At 62.0% G+C, this 15,690-nt stretch carries 16 protein-coding genes; 7 read left to right on the top strand and 9 right to left on the bottom strand.

The annotated features are described in order from the left end of the window. Positions 1-22: 22 nt before the first annotated feature. Both H0482_RS10955 and H0482_RS10950 read right to left on the bottom strand, forming a co-directional pair. Complete coding sequence (locus H0482_RS10955) at positions 23-562, bottom strand: flavin reductase family protein (protein ID WP_230989586.1); 540 nt, start codon at positions 560-562, stop codon at positions 23-25. 131 nt (positions 563-693) lie between these two features. Further along, positions 694-1,296, bottom strand: a complete 603-nt coding sequence (locus H0482_RS10950) for a superoxide dismutase (protein ID WP_193730093.1) — start codon at positions 1,294-1,296, stop codon at positions 694-696. Between the two features lie 87 nt (positions 1,297-1,383). Here H0482_RS10950 and H0482_RS10945 point away from each other — a divergent pair, with 87 nt between their 5' ends. After that, positions 1,384-2,052 carry a helix-turn-helix transcriptional regulator gene (locus tag H0482_RS10945; protein WP_193730092.1) on the top strand — a complete coding sequence of 223 codons (669 nt, stop codon included), beginning with the start codon at positions 1,384-1,386 and terminating at the stop codon, positions 2,050-2,052. Continuing rightward, on the top strand, positions 2,045-2,533 hold the full coding sequence (locus H0482_RS10940; protein WP_193730091.1) for a group III truncated hemoglobin: 489 nt from the start codon (positions 2,045-2,047) through the stop codon (positions 2,531-2,533). The genes H0482_RS10945 and H0482_RS10940 overlap by 8 nt, the downstream gene beginning before the upstream one ends. Positions 2,534-2,545: 12 nt before the next feature. Here the strand turns inward: H0482_RS10940 and H0482_RS10935 are convergent, their stop codons facing one another. Further along, the gene (locus H0482_RS10935; RefSeq protein WP_193730090.1) at positions 2,546-3,190 is read right to left on the bottom strand and encodes a DUF6498-containing protein; all 645 of its coding nucleotides are present in this window, start codon (positions 3,188-3,190) and stop codon (positions 2,546-2,548) included. A gap of 108 nt (positions 3,191-3,298) precedes the next feature. Here H0482_RS10935 and H0482_RS10930 point away from each other — a divergent pair, with 108 nt between their 5' ends. The 5 genes from H0482_RS10930 (at position 3,299) to H0482_RS10910 (ending at position 9,254) form a co-directional block, all read left to right on the top strand. Continuing rightward, positions 3,299-4,417: a hypothetical protein gene (locus H0482_RS10930; RefSeq protein WP_193730089.1), complete on the top strand. Its 1,119-nt coding sequence runs from the start codon at positions 3,299-3,301 to the stop codon at positions 4,415-4,417. A gap of 104 nt (positions 4,418-4,521) precedes the next feature. Further along, positions 4,522-5,511, top strand: coding sequence for an acrylyl-CoA reductase family protein (locus tag H0482_RS10925; protein ID WP_193730088.1), 990 nt, complete (start codon positions 4,522-4,524; stop codon positions 5,509-5,511). A 754-nt stretch (positions 5,512-6,265) separates the two neighbouring features. Then, positions 6,266-7,210: a Bug family tripartite tricarboxylate transporter substrate binding protein gene (locus H0482_RS10920; RefSeq protein WP_193730087.1), complete on the top strand. Its 945-nt coding sequence runs from the start codon at positions 6,266-6,268 to the stop codon at positions 7,208-7,210. Continuing rightward, on the top strand, positions 7,207-7,707 hold the full coding sequence (locus H0482_RS10915) for a tripartite tricarboxylate transporter TctB family protein (RefSeq protein ID WP_193730086.1): 501 nt from the start codon (positions 7,207-7,209) through the stop codon (positions 7,705-7,707). The genes H0482_RS10920 and H0482_RS10915 overlap by 4 nt, the downstream gene beginning before the upstream one ends. Next, complete coding sequence (locus tag H0482_RS10910; protein WP_193730085.1) at positions 7,707-9,254, top strand: tripartite tricarboxylate transporter permease; 1,548 nt, start codon at positions 7,707-7,709, stop codon at positions 9,252-9,254. The genes H0482_RS10915 and H0482_RS10910 overlap by 1 nt, the downstream gene beginning before the upstream one ends. Before the next feature lie 141 nt (positions 9,255-9,395). Here the strand turns inward: H0482_RS10910 and H0482_RS10905 are convergent, their stop codons facing one another. The 6 genes from H0482_RS10905 to H0482_RS10880 all read right to left on the bottom strand — a co-directional run bounded on the left by H0482_RS10905 (position 9,396) and on the right by H0482_RS10880 (position 15,600). Continuing rightward, on the bottom strand, positions 9,396-9,569 hold the full coding sequence (locus H0482_RS10905) for a hypothetical protein (protein ID WP_193730084.1): 174 nt from the start codon (positions 9,567-9,569) through the stop codon (positions 9,396-9,398). A 162-nt stretch (positions 9,570-9,731) separates the two neighbouring features. Beyond that, on the bottom strand, positions 9,732-12,191 hold the full coding sequence (locus H0482_RS10900) for a sensor histidine kinase (protein WP_193730083.1): 2,460 nt from the start codon (positions 12,189-12,191) through the stop codon (positions 9,732-9,734). Next, complete coding sequence (locus H0482_RS10895) at positions 12,192-12,860, bottom strand: response regulator transcription factor (RefSeq protein ID WP_193730082.1); 669 nt, start codon at positions 12,858-12,860, stop codon at positions 12,192-12,194. It lies immediately after the preceding gene. 60 nt (positions 12,861-12,920) lie between these two features. Further along, a complete protein-coding gene (locus H0482_RS10890; RefSeq protein WP_193730081.1) occupies positions 12,921-13,727 on the bottom strand; it encodes an inositol monophosphatase family protein in 807 nt (268 codons plus the stop codon). After that, positions 13,724-14,560 (bottom strand): glycerophosphodiester phosphodiesterase, encoded by an 837-nt coding sequence (locus tag H0482_RS10885; RefSeq protein WP_193730080.1) that lies wholly within the window; start codon positions 14,558-14,560, stop codon positions 13,724-13,726. Before H0482_RS10885 ends, H0482_RS10890 begins: the two co-directional genes overlap by 4 nt. Next, complete coding sequence (locus tag H0482_RS10880; protein ID WP_193730079.1) at positions 14,557-15,600, bottom strand: ABC transporter ATP-binding protein; 1,044 nt, start codon at positions 15,598-15,600, stop codon at positions 14,557-14,559. Before H0482_RS10880 ends, H0482_RS10885 begins: the two co-directional genes overlap by 4 nt. Positions 15,601-15,690: the final 90 nt, after the last annotated feature.

Genomic DNA, 15,690 nt, shown 5'->3' with positions numbered 1-15,690 from the left:
TAGTTTGTCATCCTGAGGCCGTTTAGTCGAGCCCGGTCAGTCCGTGATAGCGGCGGCGGTGCCAGACGAGCGGCCTGCGGGACGTGTCGGTCTCGACCTCCACGATGGCGCCCGCGAACAGCACATGCGTGCCGGTTTCCATCGATCCGATGACTTCGCAATCCAGCACGGTTCCCGCACCGTCCAGCAGCGGCTGGCCGGATGGCCATGTGCTCCATTGCCCGAAGTCGAAACGGCGCTCGAGCGGGACGCGGCCGGCAAAGGCATTGGCGATTTCGGCCTGATCCTCGGCCAGCATGGCCAGCGAAAAACCCCCGGTCTTGGCGATGACATCGGCCAGGCGACTGACAATGTCGATAGAGACCAGGACAGTCGGAGGCTGGGCCGATAGCGAAAACACCGAAGTCACTGTGCGCCCGACGCGCTCGTCGCCACGCTGCGCGGAGACGATATGAACGCTCGATGCCAATCCGGCCATGGCTGCGCGAAATTCGGTGTCGTTCACCGGGTGACGGCGAAGTGGCCGAAGGGCCATCGTGTCGGGCAGCTCGAAGTCGGTCATGAGGTTAGTCATTGCGTATAGTCGCCATTCGGGCAATGCGCGTCATCGCAAAAGGGTTTTTATGCTTTACGAAGCGAGGCCTGCCCCGTGGGCAGGCCCATCCTTTCGCGGATATGGGCGCCAAGGGCGGATTACGCCAGATTGGCTTCGGCAAATTCGTAATTGGCCAACTTGTCCAGGAAATTGCTCACATAATCGGGGCGGCGATTGCGGAAATCGACATAGTAGGAATGTTCCCACACATCGAGGCCCAGCAATACCTTGCCTTCGCCGGTCGCCAGCGGGTTCGAGCCGTTCGGAGTCTTGGTCGTCTTCAGCTTGCCGTCATTACCCAGCACCAGCCAGGCCCAGCCGGAGCCGAACTGAGTGGTCGCGGCAGTCTTGAAGCTGTCCTTGAAGGCATCAACCGAGCCGAAATCCTCGATGATCTTGGCTTCGAGCTTGCCGGGAAGGGCGCCGCCCTTGGGCGTCAGCGCCTGCCAGAAATGTATATGGTTCCAATGCTGGCCGGCATTGTTGAACACGGGGGCCAGATCGGCCTTGCTATTGGCAAAGGTGATGATCTCCTCCAGTGACTTGCCCTGCAGGTCGGCGTTTTTCTCAACGAAACCGTTGAGCGCAGTCACATAGGCCTGATGATGCTTGCCATGATGCAGTTCCAGCGTTTCCTGGCTCATGCTGTTGTCGGCCAGCGCGGATGCGGAATAGGGCAGGGCGGGGAGGGAGAAGGTCATTTGGGGTCTCCGGTGGTGGATGACTTGCCATGGAAAGCCATCCGATGTAATTTCCAAGCAATGACTTTGAAAACTCTTTCAGCAGATATGTCAAGTTCCAGCTTGGAAAACACGGCGTGGTCGCCGCGCAATCCCGCCGAACGTGTGCTCATGGCGCTCAAGATGCATGGCAGTCTGTCTTGTTCGGCTCTGGGCGAGAAATTGGGCACGTCGGGCGAAGCGGCGCGACAGCAGCTTGTGCGTCTCGCGGAAGAGGGGTTGGTGGAGGTTCATAGCGCGGCCTCAGGGGTCGGGCGTCCAACCCAGTTCTGGAGCCTTGCTCCGCAGGCCCAATCGCGGTTTCCCGATACGCATGCGGCGCTGACCGTGCAATTGCTCGACATTGTGAAGGCCCAATTGGGCGATGCGGCCCTTGATGCCATCATTTCTGTGCGCGAGGCCGAAACCCGGCGGGCCTATGAAGCCGCGATTGCCCCGGCCAAGGATTTGCAGGGCCGCGTGGCGGCTCTCGCCGAGTTGCGCAGCCGGGAAGGCTATATGGCCGACTGGACCGAACAGCCCGACGGCTCACTGCTCCTGATCGAAAATCACTGCCCCATTTGCGCCGCCGCGACAGCTTGCCAGGGCTTCTGCCGGGCCGAACTGGAAGTGTTCCGCGCGGTGCTCGGTCCGGACGCCGAGGTCGAGCGGCAGGAGCATATCGTAGCCGGTGGTCGCCGCTGTACCTATTCCATCAAGGTTGCCAGAGATGACTGAGCCAGATCGTCCTCCCGTCGGTACACGCCTGACGCGCATTGGTTGGGAAACGCCCGAAGGTCTCGACGAAACCATGATCCGCGCCGTTGTGGACGAATTTTATGCCCGTGCCCGCCGCGACGATGTGATCGGCCCGGTGTTCAACCGGATCATTCCCGACGCGGAATGGCCGGCCCATCTCGACAAGATTGCCGATTTTTGGAGTTCCATGCTGCTCGGGACCGGGCGCTACACCGGTCGCCCCATGCCGAAGCACATGGATATTCCGGAACTGGCCGATGCCCATTTCATGCGCTGGCTGCGCCTGTTCCGCGAGACGGTCGAGGCGTTGTGCCCGCCCGAGATCGCCGCGCTCTTCATCGAGCGTTCGGAGCGGATCGGCAATTCCTTCCGCATGAACATCCATATGCGCCGAGGTGAGGATATTGTCGGCATGGAGCCGCTGCGGCGTGAGGCGCCGCCGGTGTGGGTGCCGAAATAATTTTGCGGCGCCCTAGCGCGCTGCGGCCTTGCCGGTCTTGTCGAGCACATAGGCTAGAACGGCAGGCCAATAGAGGTCGAGCGCGGCCCGCATGGCAACCAGCAGGATGAGGCCGAACCATCCGCTCCCGAGCAGCATGGCGCCCCAGGCGCCAAAGATGATGACCACCTGCATCACCACGATCCGCATATAGAGGCTGGCGATGACCGGAGCGACGGAGACCGCCTTGCGATCTTCGAGAAAGATCGCCGCCCGATGCAGGAAGATTAAGGCCAGCATGGGCCACAGATTTTGCCCCATCAGGAAGGTCTCGAGGAAGATTTGCGGCGATTTGAGATGTCCTGGCCAGTCGCCGCCATATAGTACGCTCATCAGAAACAGGTGGATGGCCATGAAGAAACCCGCATGGACCGCGATGAATCCCGCTCCGGCGCTCGCCAGCCCGCCGGTCCGTCGCGCATAACCGTCGAAAGTCCAGGTTTCCTCGCCTTTGTGAAAGGCGATGGTCATCACCGTCCAGAAGGCGATGACGCAGCTTTCCAGCCAGTAGAAGACGAGCAGGGTGTAGATGTCCCAGCCAGCCACCAATACGCCCAGCAACGGCAGGACATTGCTCAGCAAAATAAGGACGAGATTATTGGCCCGCGGCATAGTCATGGCCTGGCTCTAGCGGCAAATGCCGCCATCAGCCGCCCCTGAACAGGGTATGCGGCGCAAAAAAAGCTGCGCTAGATTGCTGGCGATGATCGGGAGGTCCGCGCGCTCATGAACATTGCCCGCCTTTGCCTGGCTGCCGCCCTGGCGCTGATCTGCGCCACTTCCGCCCATGCCGGCGAGGTGACGCTGGTGGAAAGCTATTATTCGGCCAGCCATCCAGTGCCGCATCTTCACTTCGAAGGCCCGGTCACCGAAGGCGATGTGGGGCGGCTCAGCGACCTGTTCGAAGCCAATGTCCATTGCATCGTCGAGCAGCTTCCCGCCGAAGGCGGCAATTGCGCCATTGTCAGCCTGCACAGCCCCGGCGGCAATTATGTTGAGGGGCTCATGTTCGCCCAATTCCTGCGCGACAAGCGTATTGCCTCGATCGTTGAACCAGACGCAGAATGCTATTCTGCCTGCGCCTTCGCCTTTCTGGGGGGCAGCGGTTATTCAACCCAGGGCGGGATCGGCGTCTATGACGACCGCATGGTGGCGCCGGGGGCAATCCTCGGTTTCCACGCACCGTATTTCGCCGCCGAATCCCTCGATGGCCTCGTGGCCCAGTTCGGTCTCGACACGGTGCTTGGCGCCAGCCGCGACGATATTTCCCTCATGGTCCGCGAATTGGTGAACTGGAACGTGGATGCCAATGTGCTGGGCTATGTCGTGTCGATGGGCCCCGAAGAAACCTATGACATCCTCACCGGTGAAGATTATTTCCTCACTCGCAGCGCCTTGCCGCCAGAACTCGCCTTCAACGATCTGACCTCAGTCGCCGACGCGGTTTTCAATGCCTGCATGTATCTGCTGGCCGAGCATGAAAGCCGGTTTCCAAGTACATTGCTTGACCGCATCACCGAAATGTCGATGGTTGAAATCGGCGTCGATGCCTCCGGAGCCAGTATTGTCGGCTATCGTCTCGGTCCCGATAATCCACTCGGCCTGACCTTTTGCGGCATGCCCGATGCCCAGATCGAAGGCAATGGCGAGGCCGATATTGCACTCTATACCGGCGCTGGCATTCAGGGCGACATCCGTCCAATGCTGACCTTCTTTCAGCGGCCCAATGGCTGGTCGAGCCTGGGCGGCACCGGAAATATCAGCCGCTCAATTTTCCAGAAGGGCGCCATGAACGCCATGTTCCTCTCTCCCTCGGCGATCGTTGACGCCGGTATGTTCCGGTAGGGGCCAGGCGGAACAACCGTCTTCCTGTCGGCCAGCACCAAAACTGCCTTCCTTCCGCCCGCGCTTTTCTGCAAGAGTGCGCTGATGCGCGAGGAGGAAAGACCATGACATTCCAGGCCCTGTTGACCGAGAAGTCCGATGATGGCCGGATTGTCTCATCGGTGCAGATTCTGGGTGAGGACCGTCTCCCCGAGGGAAACGTTGTTGTCGATGTCGACTGGGCGGGCCTCAATTACAAGGATGCGCTGTGCCTGACTGGGCAGGGTGGGCTGGTGCGCAACTATCCTCACGTCGCCGGTATCGACTTTTCAGGAATTGTCTGCGACAGCAGTGACAGCCGCTATCGACCGGGCGACAGCGTCATGCTGACTGGCTGGCGTGTCGGGGAAACGCATTGGGGCGGCTATGCCAGCCGCGCGCGCGTGCAGGCAGATTGGCTGGTTCCCTTGCCGGACGGCCTGTCCGCGCGTGACAGCATGGTGATTGGCACGGCTGGCCTGACGGCCATGCTCGCGATCAATCGCCTGGAAGCGCTTGGCGTTAGGCCGCCGAGCGGAGACGTCCTGGTTACCGGCGCTGCCGGTGGCGTGGGCTCGATCGCAACTGCTCTGCTACATCGCCTGGGCTTTTCGGTCACGGCGCTGTCCGGCCGTCCGCAGCACGCCGCCATGCTGCAAAGTCTGGGCGCCAATGCTATTCTCGATCGGGCGGAATTTCTTGCCCAACCGGACAAGCCGCTGGAACCGGCCCGCTTTGCGGCTGCCATCGACTGCGTGGGCGGCGCCATTTTAGGCAAACTTCTCCGCCAGATCGCCTATGGCGGCTCGGTCGCCAGTCTCGGCAATGCCGCCGGCATCGAACTCGATACCAATGTCCTGCCATTCCTGCTGCGGGGCGTGAACCTGTTGGGGATCGATAGCGTCATGCAGCCCTATGATGCGCGCATCGCGGCCTGGAGCCGGTTGGCGGGGCTGTTCGATTTCTCCGCCTATGAAGTCAATGTGGAAGAGGTCGAGCTTGCTGACTTGCCGGAAAAGGCAGCGCAGATCCTCCGCGGCGAGATCAGGGGCAGGGTACTGGTGCGACCCCGCTGAAGCCAGGAACTGGTGAAAAATTTCCACCGGCAGCAGCGACTTGGTGCGCGAGCCGCTGCTTCTGCTGTTCGGCGAATTCCTGTCCGATCTTGACTTTGAATTGTGGTGCAGATGCGCGTCGCACTGGCCAGTCTCGACAATCGTCTTGGCATTGCGATGATTGCGTGACAAACGATCAGACTGAGGCCAAGCTGATCGCCGTGCCCAACAAGGGCAGTCGCGAACAGGTCGGTCTTCCTAAGAACCCCATCATGCGTCTGGAAGTCTGTGCGTGGCCACCCTCACCGGATTGCCCAGGTGAATCCGGCATATGGGCATTGCCAAGAGCTTGGCGATCTATCTGCCGGCATGGGGCGCCCGCGCGGCGATGTCGCGGCGGGCGAAGTTGCCAACGGACTGAGCATCAAGGTGGTCGCGTGACCACGAATTGCTCGGCGCGCCGCGTCTGACCAGACGCAATTGCGATACGGTTCGATCTGCTTTCCATCAAGGTGCTTTCCGGCCGTACCATCACCGGGAGCTGGAATGACCGCCATTTCGCCGTCACCGTCGCCCCAAATCAGCCTAGGGACTTCATCGGTGATGGCTTCGACACCGGGGTGGGACCGGCTCTGGTCCTGCTGTCCCATGGCTGAGCGGAAGGACTACCCCCAAAGGTTAATGTGGCTTAACATGCGGTGACAGGACGGTGACAGGGAGCGTGCATAAGCTGTCCTCACGAGTGCAATGACGCTCGCCTTGTTTGGGAGGAATTATGAACAAGCTGCTTCTCGCCGCGCTGGTTTCGAGCGCGCTCTCCATGCCTGCTCTTGCTGCCGACTACACCATTCTCGCCCCTGCTGCGCCTGGTGGCGGCTGGGACCAGACGGCCCGTACCATGCAGGAAGCCCTTGTGGGTGAAGGCATTTCCGGCAATGTGCAGGTGACCAACGTTCCCGGCGCCGGTGGTACGATCGGTCTCGCGCAGTTCGCCACCCAAGAAAACGGCAACCCCAACGCCCTGATCGTGGGCGGTTACGTGATGGTCGGCGCCATCCTGACCAATGCCTCGCCGGTTACTCTTGACGACGTCACGCCCATCGCCCGCCTGACCGGCGAAGCCGTGGCAATCGTTGTGCCGGCGTCGTCCGACATCCAGGATCTTGACGGTCTTGTCGCCAAGCTCAAGGAAAATACTGGCGCGGTGTCCTGGGCTGGTGGTTCGGCCGGTGGCGTTGACCACATCACGGCCGGCCTCATTGCCAAGACGATCGGCGTTGATCCTACGCAGGTCAATTACATCGCCTATTCAGGCGGTGGCGAAGCTCTTGCAGCCATTCTCGGCGGCCAGGTGACGGTCGGCATTTCCGGCATCAGCGAATTTGCCGGGCAGATTGAAGCTGGTGAGCTGCGGCTGATTGCGGTGTCGTCCGATGAGCGCGTGCCGGGCGTCGATGGCCCGACCCTGATTGAGGCCGGCGTTGATCTCGCGGTCCAGAACTGGCGCATGGTGGCTGCTGCCCCCGGCATCACCGACGAGCAAAAGGCCGCCATCACCGCCGATGTGAAGGCCATGGCCGAATCCGCCACCTGGCAGACTGCACTTGAAACCAAGGGTTGGGTCGACACCTATCTCGACGGCGAAGCCTTCGAAGCCCAGCTCGCTGCCGACATCGCCGCCACCGAGACGATCCTGAAAGACATTGGCCTCGTTCAATGACGACAGGGTCTTCAGGCCCGCAGCGCCGCCCCGATGGGGCGGCGCTTGTCATCGCGGCGATCCTTGCGGGCATCGCCATAATCATTTTCTGGCAAACGAGCCAAATGCGCGTGCCTCCGATCCAGCAGCGCGTTGGTCCGACGGTTTTTCCCTACGTTGTCGCTTCGGGGCTGGTCTTGCTGGCCATCGGAACGGTGGTTTCGGCGCTGCGTAACGGCTTCCCCGAACGCAGCAAGGACGATTACCGCCCGATTTTTTGGGTCGTTGGCGGACTTGTCGCTCAGATTTTGCTGCTCTCCACCGCCGGCTTTTCCATTGCCACCGGTGTGCTGTTCGCCTTCACCGCCAAGGCGTTCGATCGCGGCCCGCTCTGGCAAACCATTCCCATCGGCGCGGTCTTCGCCTTCATCGTCTGGTTCATTTTCGCCAAGGGCCTGCAATTGTCGCTTCCTACCGGAATGCTTGAACGGTTGCTGACCACCGGGAGTCCGTTCTGATGAATACGTTCGAACTTCTGGCCCAGGGCCTTGCGGCCGCGCTGCAATGGCAGAACCTGATTTATGCGCTTATCGGGGTTTCGCTGGGCACCGCCGTGGGCGTATTGCCCGGCATCGGCCCGGCGCTGACCGTGGCCCTGCTGCTGCCGGTCACCTACAAACTCGACCCTGCGGGCTCGCTGATCATGTTCGCCGGTATCTATTACGGCGGCATGTATGGCGGCTCCACCACCTCCATCCTGCTCAATACGCCGGGCGAAAGCGCTTCCATCGTCACCGCGCTCGAGGGCAACAAGATGGCCCGCAAGGGCAGGGGAGGTCCCGCCCTCGCCACGGCCGCCATCGGCTCGTTCGTCGCGGGCCTCCTCGCCACGCTCGGCCTGGCCTTCATCGCGCCTTTCGTGGTGAAATTCGCGCTGTCCTTTGGTCCTGCCGACTATTTCGCACTGATGGTGTTGGCCTTTGTCACCGTCTCGGCGGCCTTCGGCGACAGCGCACTGCGCGGGCTGACGGCGCTGTTTATCGGCCTCGGCCTCGGCCTCATTGGCATCGACCTGCAATCGGGCCAGACGCGCCTCGCCTTTGGCATCATGGATCTGCTCGACGGCATCGAAGTGACCACGCTTGCCGTGGCCTTGTTCGCCATCGGCGAAACCCTCAAGACTGCATCCGACCGGGAACAGGTCGCAGCGCAGGTCATGGCAGTCAAGGGCTCCGTCTGGATGACCGTCGAGGACTGGAAGCGCAGCTGGGCCTCTTGGCTGCGCGGCACTGCCATCGGTTTTCCCATCGGCGCCATGCCGGCTGGCGGCGCCGATGTAGCGAGCTTCCTCTCCTATAGCGCGGAGAAGAATTTCTCTAAGCATCCCGAGGAATTCGGCAATGGCGCCATCGAAGGCGTGGCCGGGCCGGAAGCCGCCAATAACGCATCCGCCGCCGGTACGCTGGTTCCGCTGTTGACCCTCGGCCTGCCGACCACCGCAACGGCGGCGATCATGCTGGCCGGTTTTCAGCAATTCGGCCTCCAGCCCGGCCCTCTTCTGTTCGCCAATAATGCTACGCTGGTCTGGGCCCTGATCGCCAGCCTGCTCGTCGCCAATTTCATGCTGCTGGTGCTCAACCTGCCGCTGATCGGGCTATGGGTGAAGCTGCTGACCATTCCCAAGCCCTGGCTCTATGGTGGCATCCTGGTTTTCGCCACGCTTGGTACGCTTGGCGCCAATGGGGCCATGTCGATGGGCATCGGGCCGGTGCGCATCTCCTTCGAACTGGTCCTGCTGCTGACCTTCGGCATCCTCGGCTATCTGCTCCGCCGCTTTGGCTATCCCATTGCGCCAGTCGTGGTCGGCCTGATCCTCGGGCCGATGGCCGAGCAACAATTGCGCCGCGCCCTCGCCATCAGCCAGGGCGATCCGGTGATCCTGTTCAGCTCGCCTGTCTCCATCGTGCTCTATCTGGCGGCGATCATCGCGGTCGGCCTGCCATTGCTGATGCGGCTGCGCGGGCAGGGCAAAGTGCTCGGACAATTGGCCAGCGACGAAGACTGAGTTCCCCGACGAAAAATAAAGCCCGGGTGCCAGCGAAGAACTGGCATCCGGGCTTTTCTTATCGGCAGATCGATGCAAAGCCACGGCGGGAGGGAGCCGCAACCTCACATATCGGCCCATAAAGGCCGAGAGCGGCGCTCCTTAGATCTTGCCGACGTTGCGGAACGCGACCGGGTCGATGCCCAGCGTCTCAAGGTGCTTCGCCTTGGGCGCCCGGCCAGCCTCGACAGCAGCCGACACAGCGGCAGCACTGCCGAACACGGTGGCGAAAGTGTCGAGGGTCGCAAAGAACTTGTTCTTGCGCGGGGTGCTCATGGTTCATTCCTTCCTTGGAGGAGCGGGCTTATCCCGGTCCGTTTCCATGACACCAAGATGGGTCTCAACCGCACGGATCAGTAGGGGCGGTTTGCTCACGTCAGCTATGCATTCCAGGCCCATCTTCTCCAAAGTCGACGCCCTCATGCCCGCCGGGCAAGATCAGGGCTTGGGTGAAACGATTTCCTGCCAATTGTCCAGAAAGCGTTGCCGTCGCCAGGTATCGAGCGCCACGAGCAGGCCGGGACCGAGCGGGATCGGCTGGATGACCCCGCGTCCGCGCGCCGCGATGGCTTCGCTTGTCCATTTGCCGCTGCTGCCCGGCACCACGGAGCCCAAGGCCGTTGGCCCTGCAGCCACGGCCTGCCCCGCCGGAGACAGCGCGAAATCCACGAAAGACCGGGCGAGATCGGGGTTGGGCGCATCGCGCGGGATGAGCATGGAACGTGTCAGGACCAGAACGTAATCGTCGGGCACGACGATTTCGATGGAAGCGCCTTCGGCCTGCCGCGCAAAGGCGTAGGAACCCAGCACATTATAGCCCAGTGTCAGCTTTCCTTCGGCAACGCCATTGAGAATGGCCGGGCTCGATCCCGAGAATTGCGCCTCGACCCGCCCGAAGGCGATAGCCAGGCGCCAGAAGATCGAGGATATCGTCTGGTCCTGCGCTGCAAGCAGATGGCCGACGCCGGACAGCGAGATGTCGTAGGTGGCGATCCGGCCTTTGAACCGGTCGGTCTGCGTTTCGAGCAATTCCGCCAGCGTCAGATGGGTGCGCGGCACCTCATTCTGCGCCATCAGATCCGAATTATAGATGATGACGGCCGGCTCGAAAGTGAAGCCGAAAACCTCGTTGCGCCAATGAGCCCAGTCCGGCAAGGCGTCGAGATAGGGACTGTCATAGGCCAGGGCATAGCCGTCATTGGCCAGTTTGAGTTGCAGGTCCGACGCCGAACTGATCAACAGATCGGGTGTCGTTCCCAGCGTGTCGGACAAAAAGCCCTCGTAAAGCGGGCGGGAATCCCATTCATCATAAACGATGGTGACGTCGGGCCGCTGTGCCTGAAATCCCTCGATGAAATGGGTGAAGAGCGGTGTGTCGGTCGTGCCCAGAATGGTCAGCACAAAAGCATTCGAGCCGTCCGGGGCGGGATAGGTCTGGGGTGATGCTTCCGCCGGGCCGGGCGGCAAAGCCAGGGCTGCCGCAAGCGCCGCGACCGACATGGCGCTGACTGCCGCGCCGCCGCGACGAGGCAGTGGCAGGGATATGGAAACCACCAGGCCGCCCCCTTGCCTGTCCTTCAAGTTCAGACGCCCGCCATGGGCCTCCGCGACCCGAGCCACGATGGACAATCCCAGCCCCGAGCCGGCCGTGCCGCTGCCGGCCTTGCCGCGTTTGAAGCGCTCCAGCACCAGCAATTTTTCCGCCTCATCGATGCCGGGGCCCCGGTCGCTGATCTCGATCAATAACAGGCCATCCTGCACGCGGCCGGCAATATCCACCTGGCTGCTGGAATAGAGCAGGGCGTTGTCCACCACATTGCGCATCATCTCCCGCAGCGCCACCCGGTCGCCCCGGAACGGCGCTCGGTCGGCTCCCGATGTCATGTCGATGGTGAGGCGTCGAGCCAGTTCCGGGTCCAGTCTTTGCCGCACGTCCTCGACCACGGCGCGGAGCGTGGTGGTCTCCACTTCCCGGTTTTCCATCCGGTGAGAAATGGTGGCCTCCATCAGCAATTGGCTGACCAATTGGCTGGCCTGCACCGCACCCGTATGGATGCGCTCCACCCTTCGCCGCAGGGCCTCGGGATCCTGTTCGTCCATGGCCACCTCCGCCTGCGCGCGCAAAGAGGCCAGCGGCGTGCGCACTTCATGCGCAGCTTCCGCCACCAGCCCGGTCACGCGTTCCATGGCATTGCGCAGCCTCGCCATGAAGCCATTGAGCGCGGCGACCAGGTGTTCGACCTCGGCCGGGACCGGCACGGTGACGGCGGAAAGATCGTCGGGCGAGCGCGAGCGCAATTCGTGTTCTACCTCGGTCAGTGGCGCGAACATGCGCGAAATACCGAACCAGACCAGCCCGATTGCCAGCAATGTCAGCGCAATGACCGGCAGAACCGCGTTGGACAGGATTTCATTGGAGAGCGCTTCGCGCTGGTTCTGCGTCTCGGCGACGTGAATCGTCACCCAGCCGGTGTCGGTAGGGGTCGAGATCAGCCGACCGACGCTGGCCACCCTCACATTCTCGCCGCGATAGGTGACATCGATGAAAGAAGGTTCCGCCGAAATCGTCTCGGGCATCTGGCTCGCAAGGTCTTCATAGCCGGTAACGGTGCGGGCATCGGGGTCTTCCACAGCGTAGAAAACCCGATCCTGCCCGGAAAACATGGCAAAGGCGGCGAAAGGAATTTCGACCACCACCGCCTCGTTTTCCACCTGAACAGCACCGGCAATAGTAAGTGCCGATGCGGCCAGCAGGCGGTCAAAAGCCCGGTCCGCCGCCCTTTCGGCGTAGTCGCGGATGAAGAGGATGAGGATCAGAGACGCCGCGACCAGCAGCGCCACCGCCAGCGAGAAGATGCGGCGGCGAAGGGAAAAAGGTTTGCGCTTCGTGCCGGCCACCTAAGCAAGAATCCGCAGCAAATAGCCCACGCCGCGCACGGTGCCGATTTCGACGTCGGCGCCGTCCAGCTTCTTGCGCAGCCGAGAAATATGCAATTCGAGCGCATTGATGGAGACGCTTTCGTCGAAATTGAACAACTGGTTCATCAGCCGCTCCTTGGGCACCACCTTGCCGACATGCGACACGAGGATTTCCAGCAGCCGGAATTCGCGCCGGCCCAGTTCCAGCGCCTTGCCATCGATGGCGGCATTGAGCCCGGCCAGGTCGAGCACGAGGTTGCCCACCTCGATGGCGCTGGAGGCCTGTCCGCCCGTGCGCCGCAGCAGCGCCCGCAAGCGCGCCTCCAACTCCCTCAAATCAAAGGGTTTTACCAGGTAGTCGTCGGCTCCCAGATCGAGCAGGCCCACCTTGTCGTCGATCTCTGAACGGGCTGTGATCACCAGGATCGGGGCGTTGAACCGGCGTTTGCGCAACTCGGCGATGAGGCCGATGCCGTCGCGATTGGGCAACATCAGATCCAGCGCCACCGCGTCGAACTGGTCGGCTTCAGCGGTGGCGACGACGTCGGCGCCGTCCTTGACCCATTCCACCGAATGGCCGGCGCTGCGCAGGCGTTTTTCGATCGCCTCGCCCAAGTCCTCATTGTCTTCGACAAGCAGAATTCGCATTCATCCATCCCCGCCAAGACCCTAAAGCATGGGGGGACGAAGGGAAATGCTTTCCTTGTCTCAAGGGTTCTTCGGCGGAACTTCTCGCAACTTTTCAAGGAGATAGGCATGGGTCGCCGGGTTGGCGACGATCATGGTTCCAGTCACCTCGTAATATTCCGGCCCGCGACCCCACCAATCCGTCACCACGCCGCCCGCCTCTTCGACCAGCAGCAAGCCGGCTGCGGTGTCCACGAAACCGGTCTCCTCGAAATATCCGGTGAGGCGGCCGCAGGCGACATAGGCGCAGGAATTGGCCGCGCTGCCGACGACACGCACACCGCCAATAGGCGCGCGGATGGCGTCGAGGCGCGCGTAAGCGCCTGGATATAAAGACAGATTTGGTGTCGGCAAGCCGGTCCCGACCGCCATCAGCGCGATATCCGTGCTCTGGCTGACCTGCAAACGCTCGCCATTGAGGTAGGCGCCGCCGCCTTTGATGGCGGTGAACATCTCGTCGCTGACCGGATTATAGACGAGGCCGCACAGCGTTTCGCGCCCGCGCCGCAGGGCGATGGTGATGGTATAATGCTGGCCGTTCAAGAAGTTAGTGGTGCCATCGATCGGATCGACCAGGAAGCGATATTCCTGATTTTCACCCTCCACCGGTGGAAATTCTTCCCCAGTCAGGCTCCAGCCAGGATAGCGAGACAAAAGGTGTTGGCGGATCATCTGTTCGGATTCCCGGTCGGCGTCGGAAACGAAGTCGCCGGGCCCCTTGACGCCGATTTCCAGATCGCGAAAACGCTTGAAGTGAGAAAGGGTTAGCGCGCCGGCATCGCGGGCGGCCCTGACCATGTCGTCGAGGATTGTGCTGAGATCGCTCATGTGTCGAGGGCCGCTGCCAGCCCCTCCGGGTCGTCGGTTGTAATCTGGTCCACCGCAAGCTGCAAAAGCCGGTTGACCTGGGAAATTGTCGTGGAATTTACGGTGTTTATGGTCCAGGCATCGACGCGCAGGCCCGCCTCGTGAACGGCTCCGATCATGTCGAAACCGGCTTCGTCCGCAGCCAGCACGATCTGGTGGTGCAGATAGATCATCCGCGCATCAGGCGCCGTCCGAAGTGCCTCGGAAATGAAGGTTTTGTAGTCTTTTGTCGCCCGAAGTCGCGTCAGACTGTCCCCATAGCAAGGATCGTAGCCGATTTTCAGCATTGGGGAGGCATTCGCTAACAGACTGATAGCATCAAAGTCGCCGCCCGAGAGAATGAGGCTCGAAGCGACCGGAGCGATGCTCGCCGCGAAATTTTCGACCGTCAGGGGGTCGAGCGCGGCAAGGTCTTCCTTGAAGTCGAGTTGCAGCAGCGCGTCGGAATGAGGTGGGGACTTCGCCAGCAGGTGGCAAAGATCTTCGAGCAGCATGACCCGCTCGGCGAGGGGTGCGCCGTCATTATCGCGCAGGTGCAATTGGCGGAGCGTTGCGGCGGCGGTCTCGCGCACGAGACCCGTGCCGGTTGTTTCCTTCTCCAGCGCGAAATTGTGAAGGATGGCGCAGCCGTGATCGCCATGGATGACCAGATCGACTTCGACGCTGGCGCCGAGGCGCATGGCTTCCAGAATCCGCGCCCCGGTGAAAACGGGATCGCTGGCCTTGCGGCGTCCGCGATGCCATTTCAGCCAGGTGCGGTGACCGCCCCGTTCGATGTAGAGCGGATCGTTCATGGCTGGCCCTGGTGGATCAGCTCATCGTCGCGATAGGCGGCAATGGCCCGGGGCTTGAGCAGCGCGCCCTGACCCGGTTTGAAGAGATCGGGATGGGACACCATGGCCTTGAGGCGAAGCCCGTCCGGCAGGTCGAGATCGACGAGCCCATGGGTGCCGTAGTCGGTGACGCGGTGGACCCTGGCCTGACCCGGCTCCGCCGCTTCCAGATCGAGCGCCTCGGGACGCACCGCCAGAATGGCCGGGCCATCGCCGACCGGAACCGGCACCGTGAAGCCCCCGCGGCTGAAGCGGCCATCGCTAACCTGACCGTCGACGAGGTTCATCGTGCCGATGAAGCCAGCGACAAAGGGGGTTTTCGGCTGGCGGTAGATCACGTCCGGCCGGTCGATCTGCTCGGTGCGGCCATCGCGCATGACCACGATGCGGTCCGCCATGGAAAGGGCTTCGTCCTGGCCGTGGGTGACGAACAGGGTGGTGATGCCCAGCCGTTGCTGGATGTCGCGCACTTCCTCACGCAAGCGCTCGCGCAGATGCTGATCGAGACTGGCAAAGGGCTCGTCGAGCAGGAGAATCTTGGGTTCGAGCACCAGCGAACGGGCCAGGGCGACGCGCTGCTGCTGGCCGCCGGACAATTGGCCGACATGACGATTGCCATAACCGCCCAGGCCGACAAGTTCGAGCACTGCCTCGACCTTGCGCTTGATCTCATCCGCCGGCAGGCGGCGCAGCTTGAGGCCGAATGCCAGGTTCTTGAACACATTCATATGCGTCCACAGGGCATGACTCTGGAACACCATGCCGGTGGGGCGCTTCTCGGGTGGCAGATGGGTGATGTCTTCACCATCGATGGTGATGAGCCCGCCACTGGGCTGCTCGAACCCGCCGACCATGCGCAGCAGGGTGGATTTGCCGGAACCCGACGGGCCAAGCAGGCAGACCAGTTCGCCATCGGCCACATCCAGAGAGAATGTATCCACCGCCACGACCTGGCCGGATGAGAAAATCTTGGTGACGTCTTTGATTTTGAGAACGGACATTTTTACTCCCGGTCCATGAGGATCGGTTGGGGATTTTCAGTCGCCGTCATGGCCCCGCTGGTCCGGGCCATCCAGCCTTGCCGGGGCATG

The organism is Devosia faecipullorum, from assembly GCF_015158295.1.
Classification (GTDB): domain Bacteria; phylum Pseudomonadota; class Alphaproteobacteria; order Rhizobiales; family Devosiaceae; genus Devosia; species Devosia faecipullorum.
Note: the sequence above shows the minus strand (reverse complement) of the source record. Positions and strands in the feature narration are given on the sequence as shown.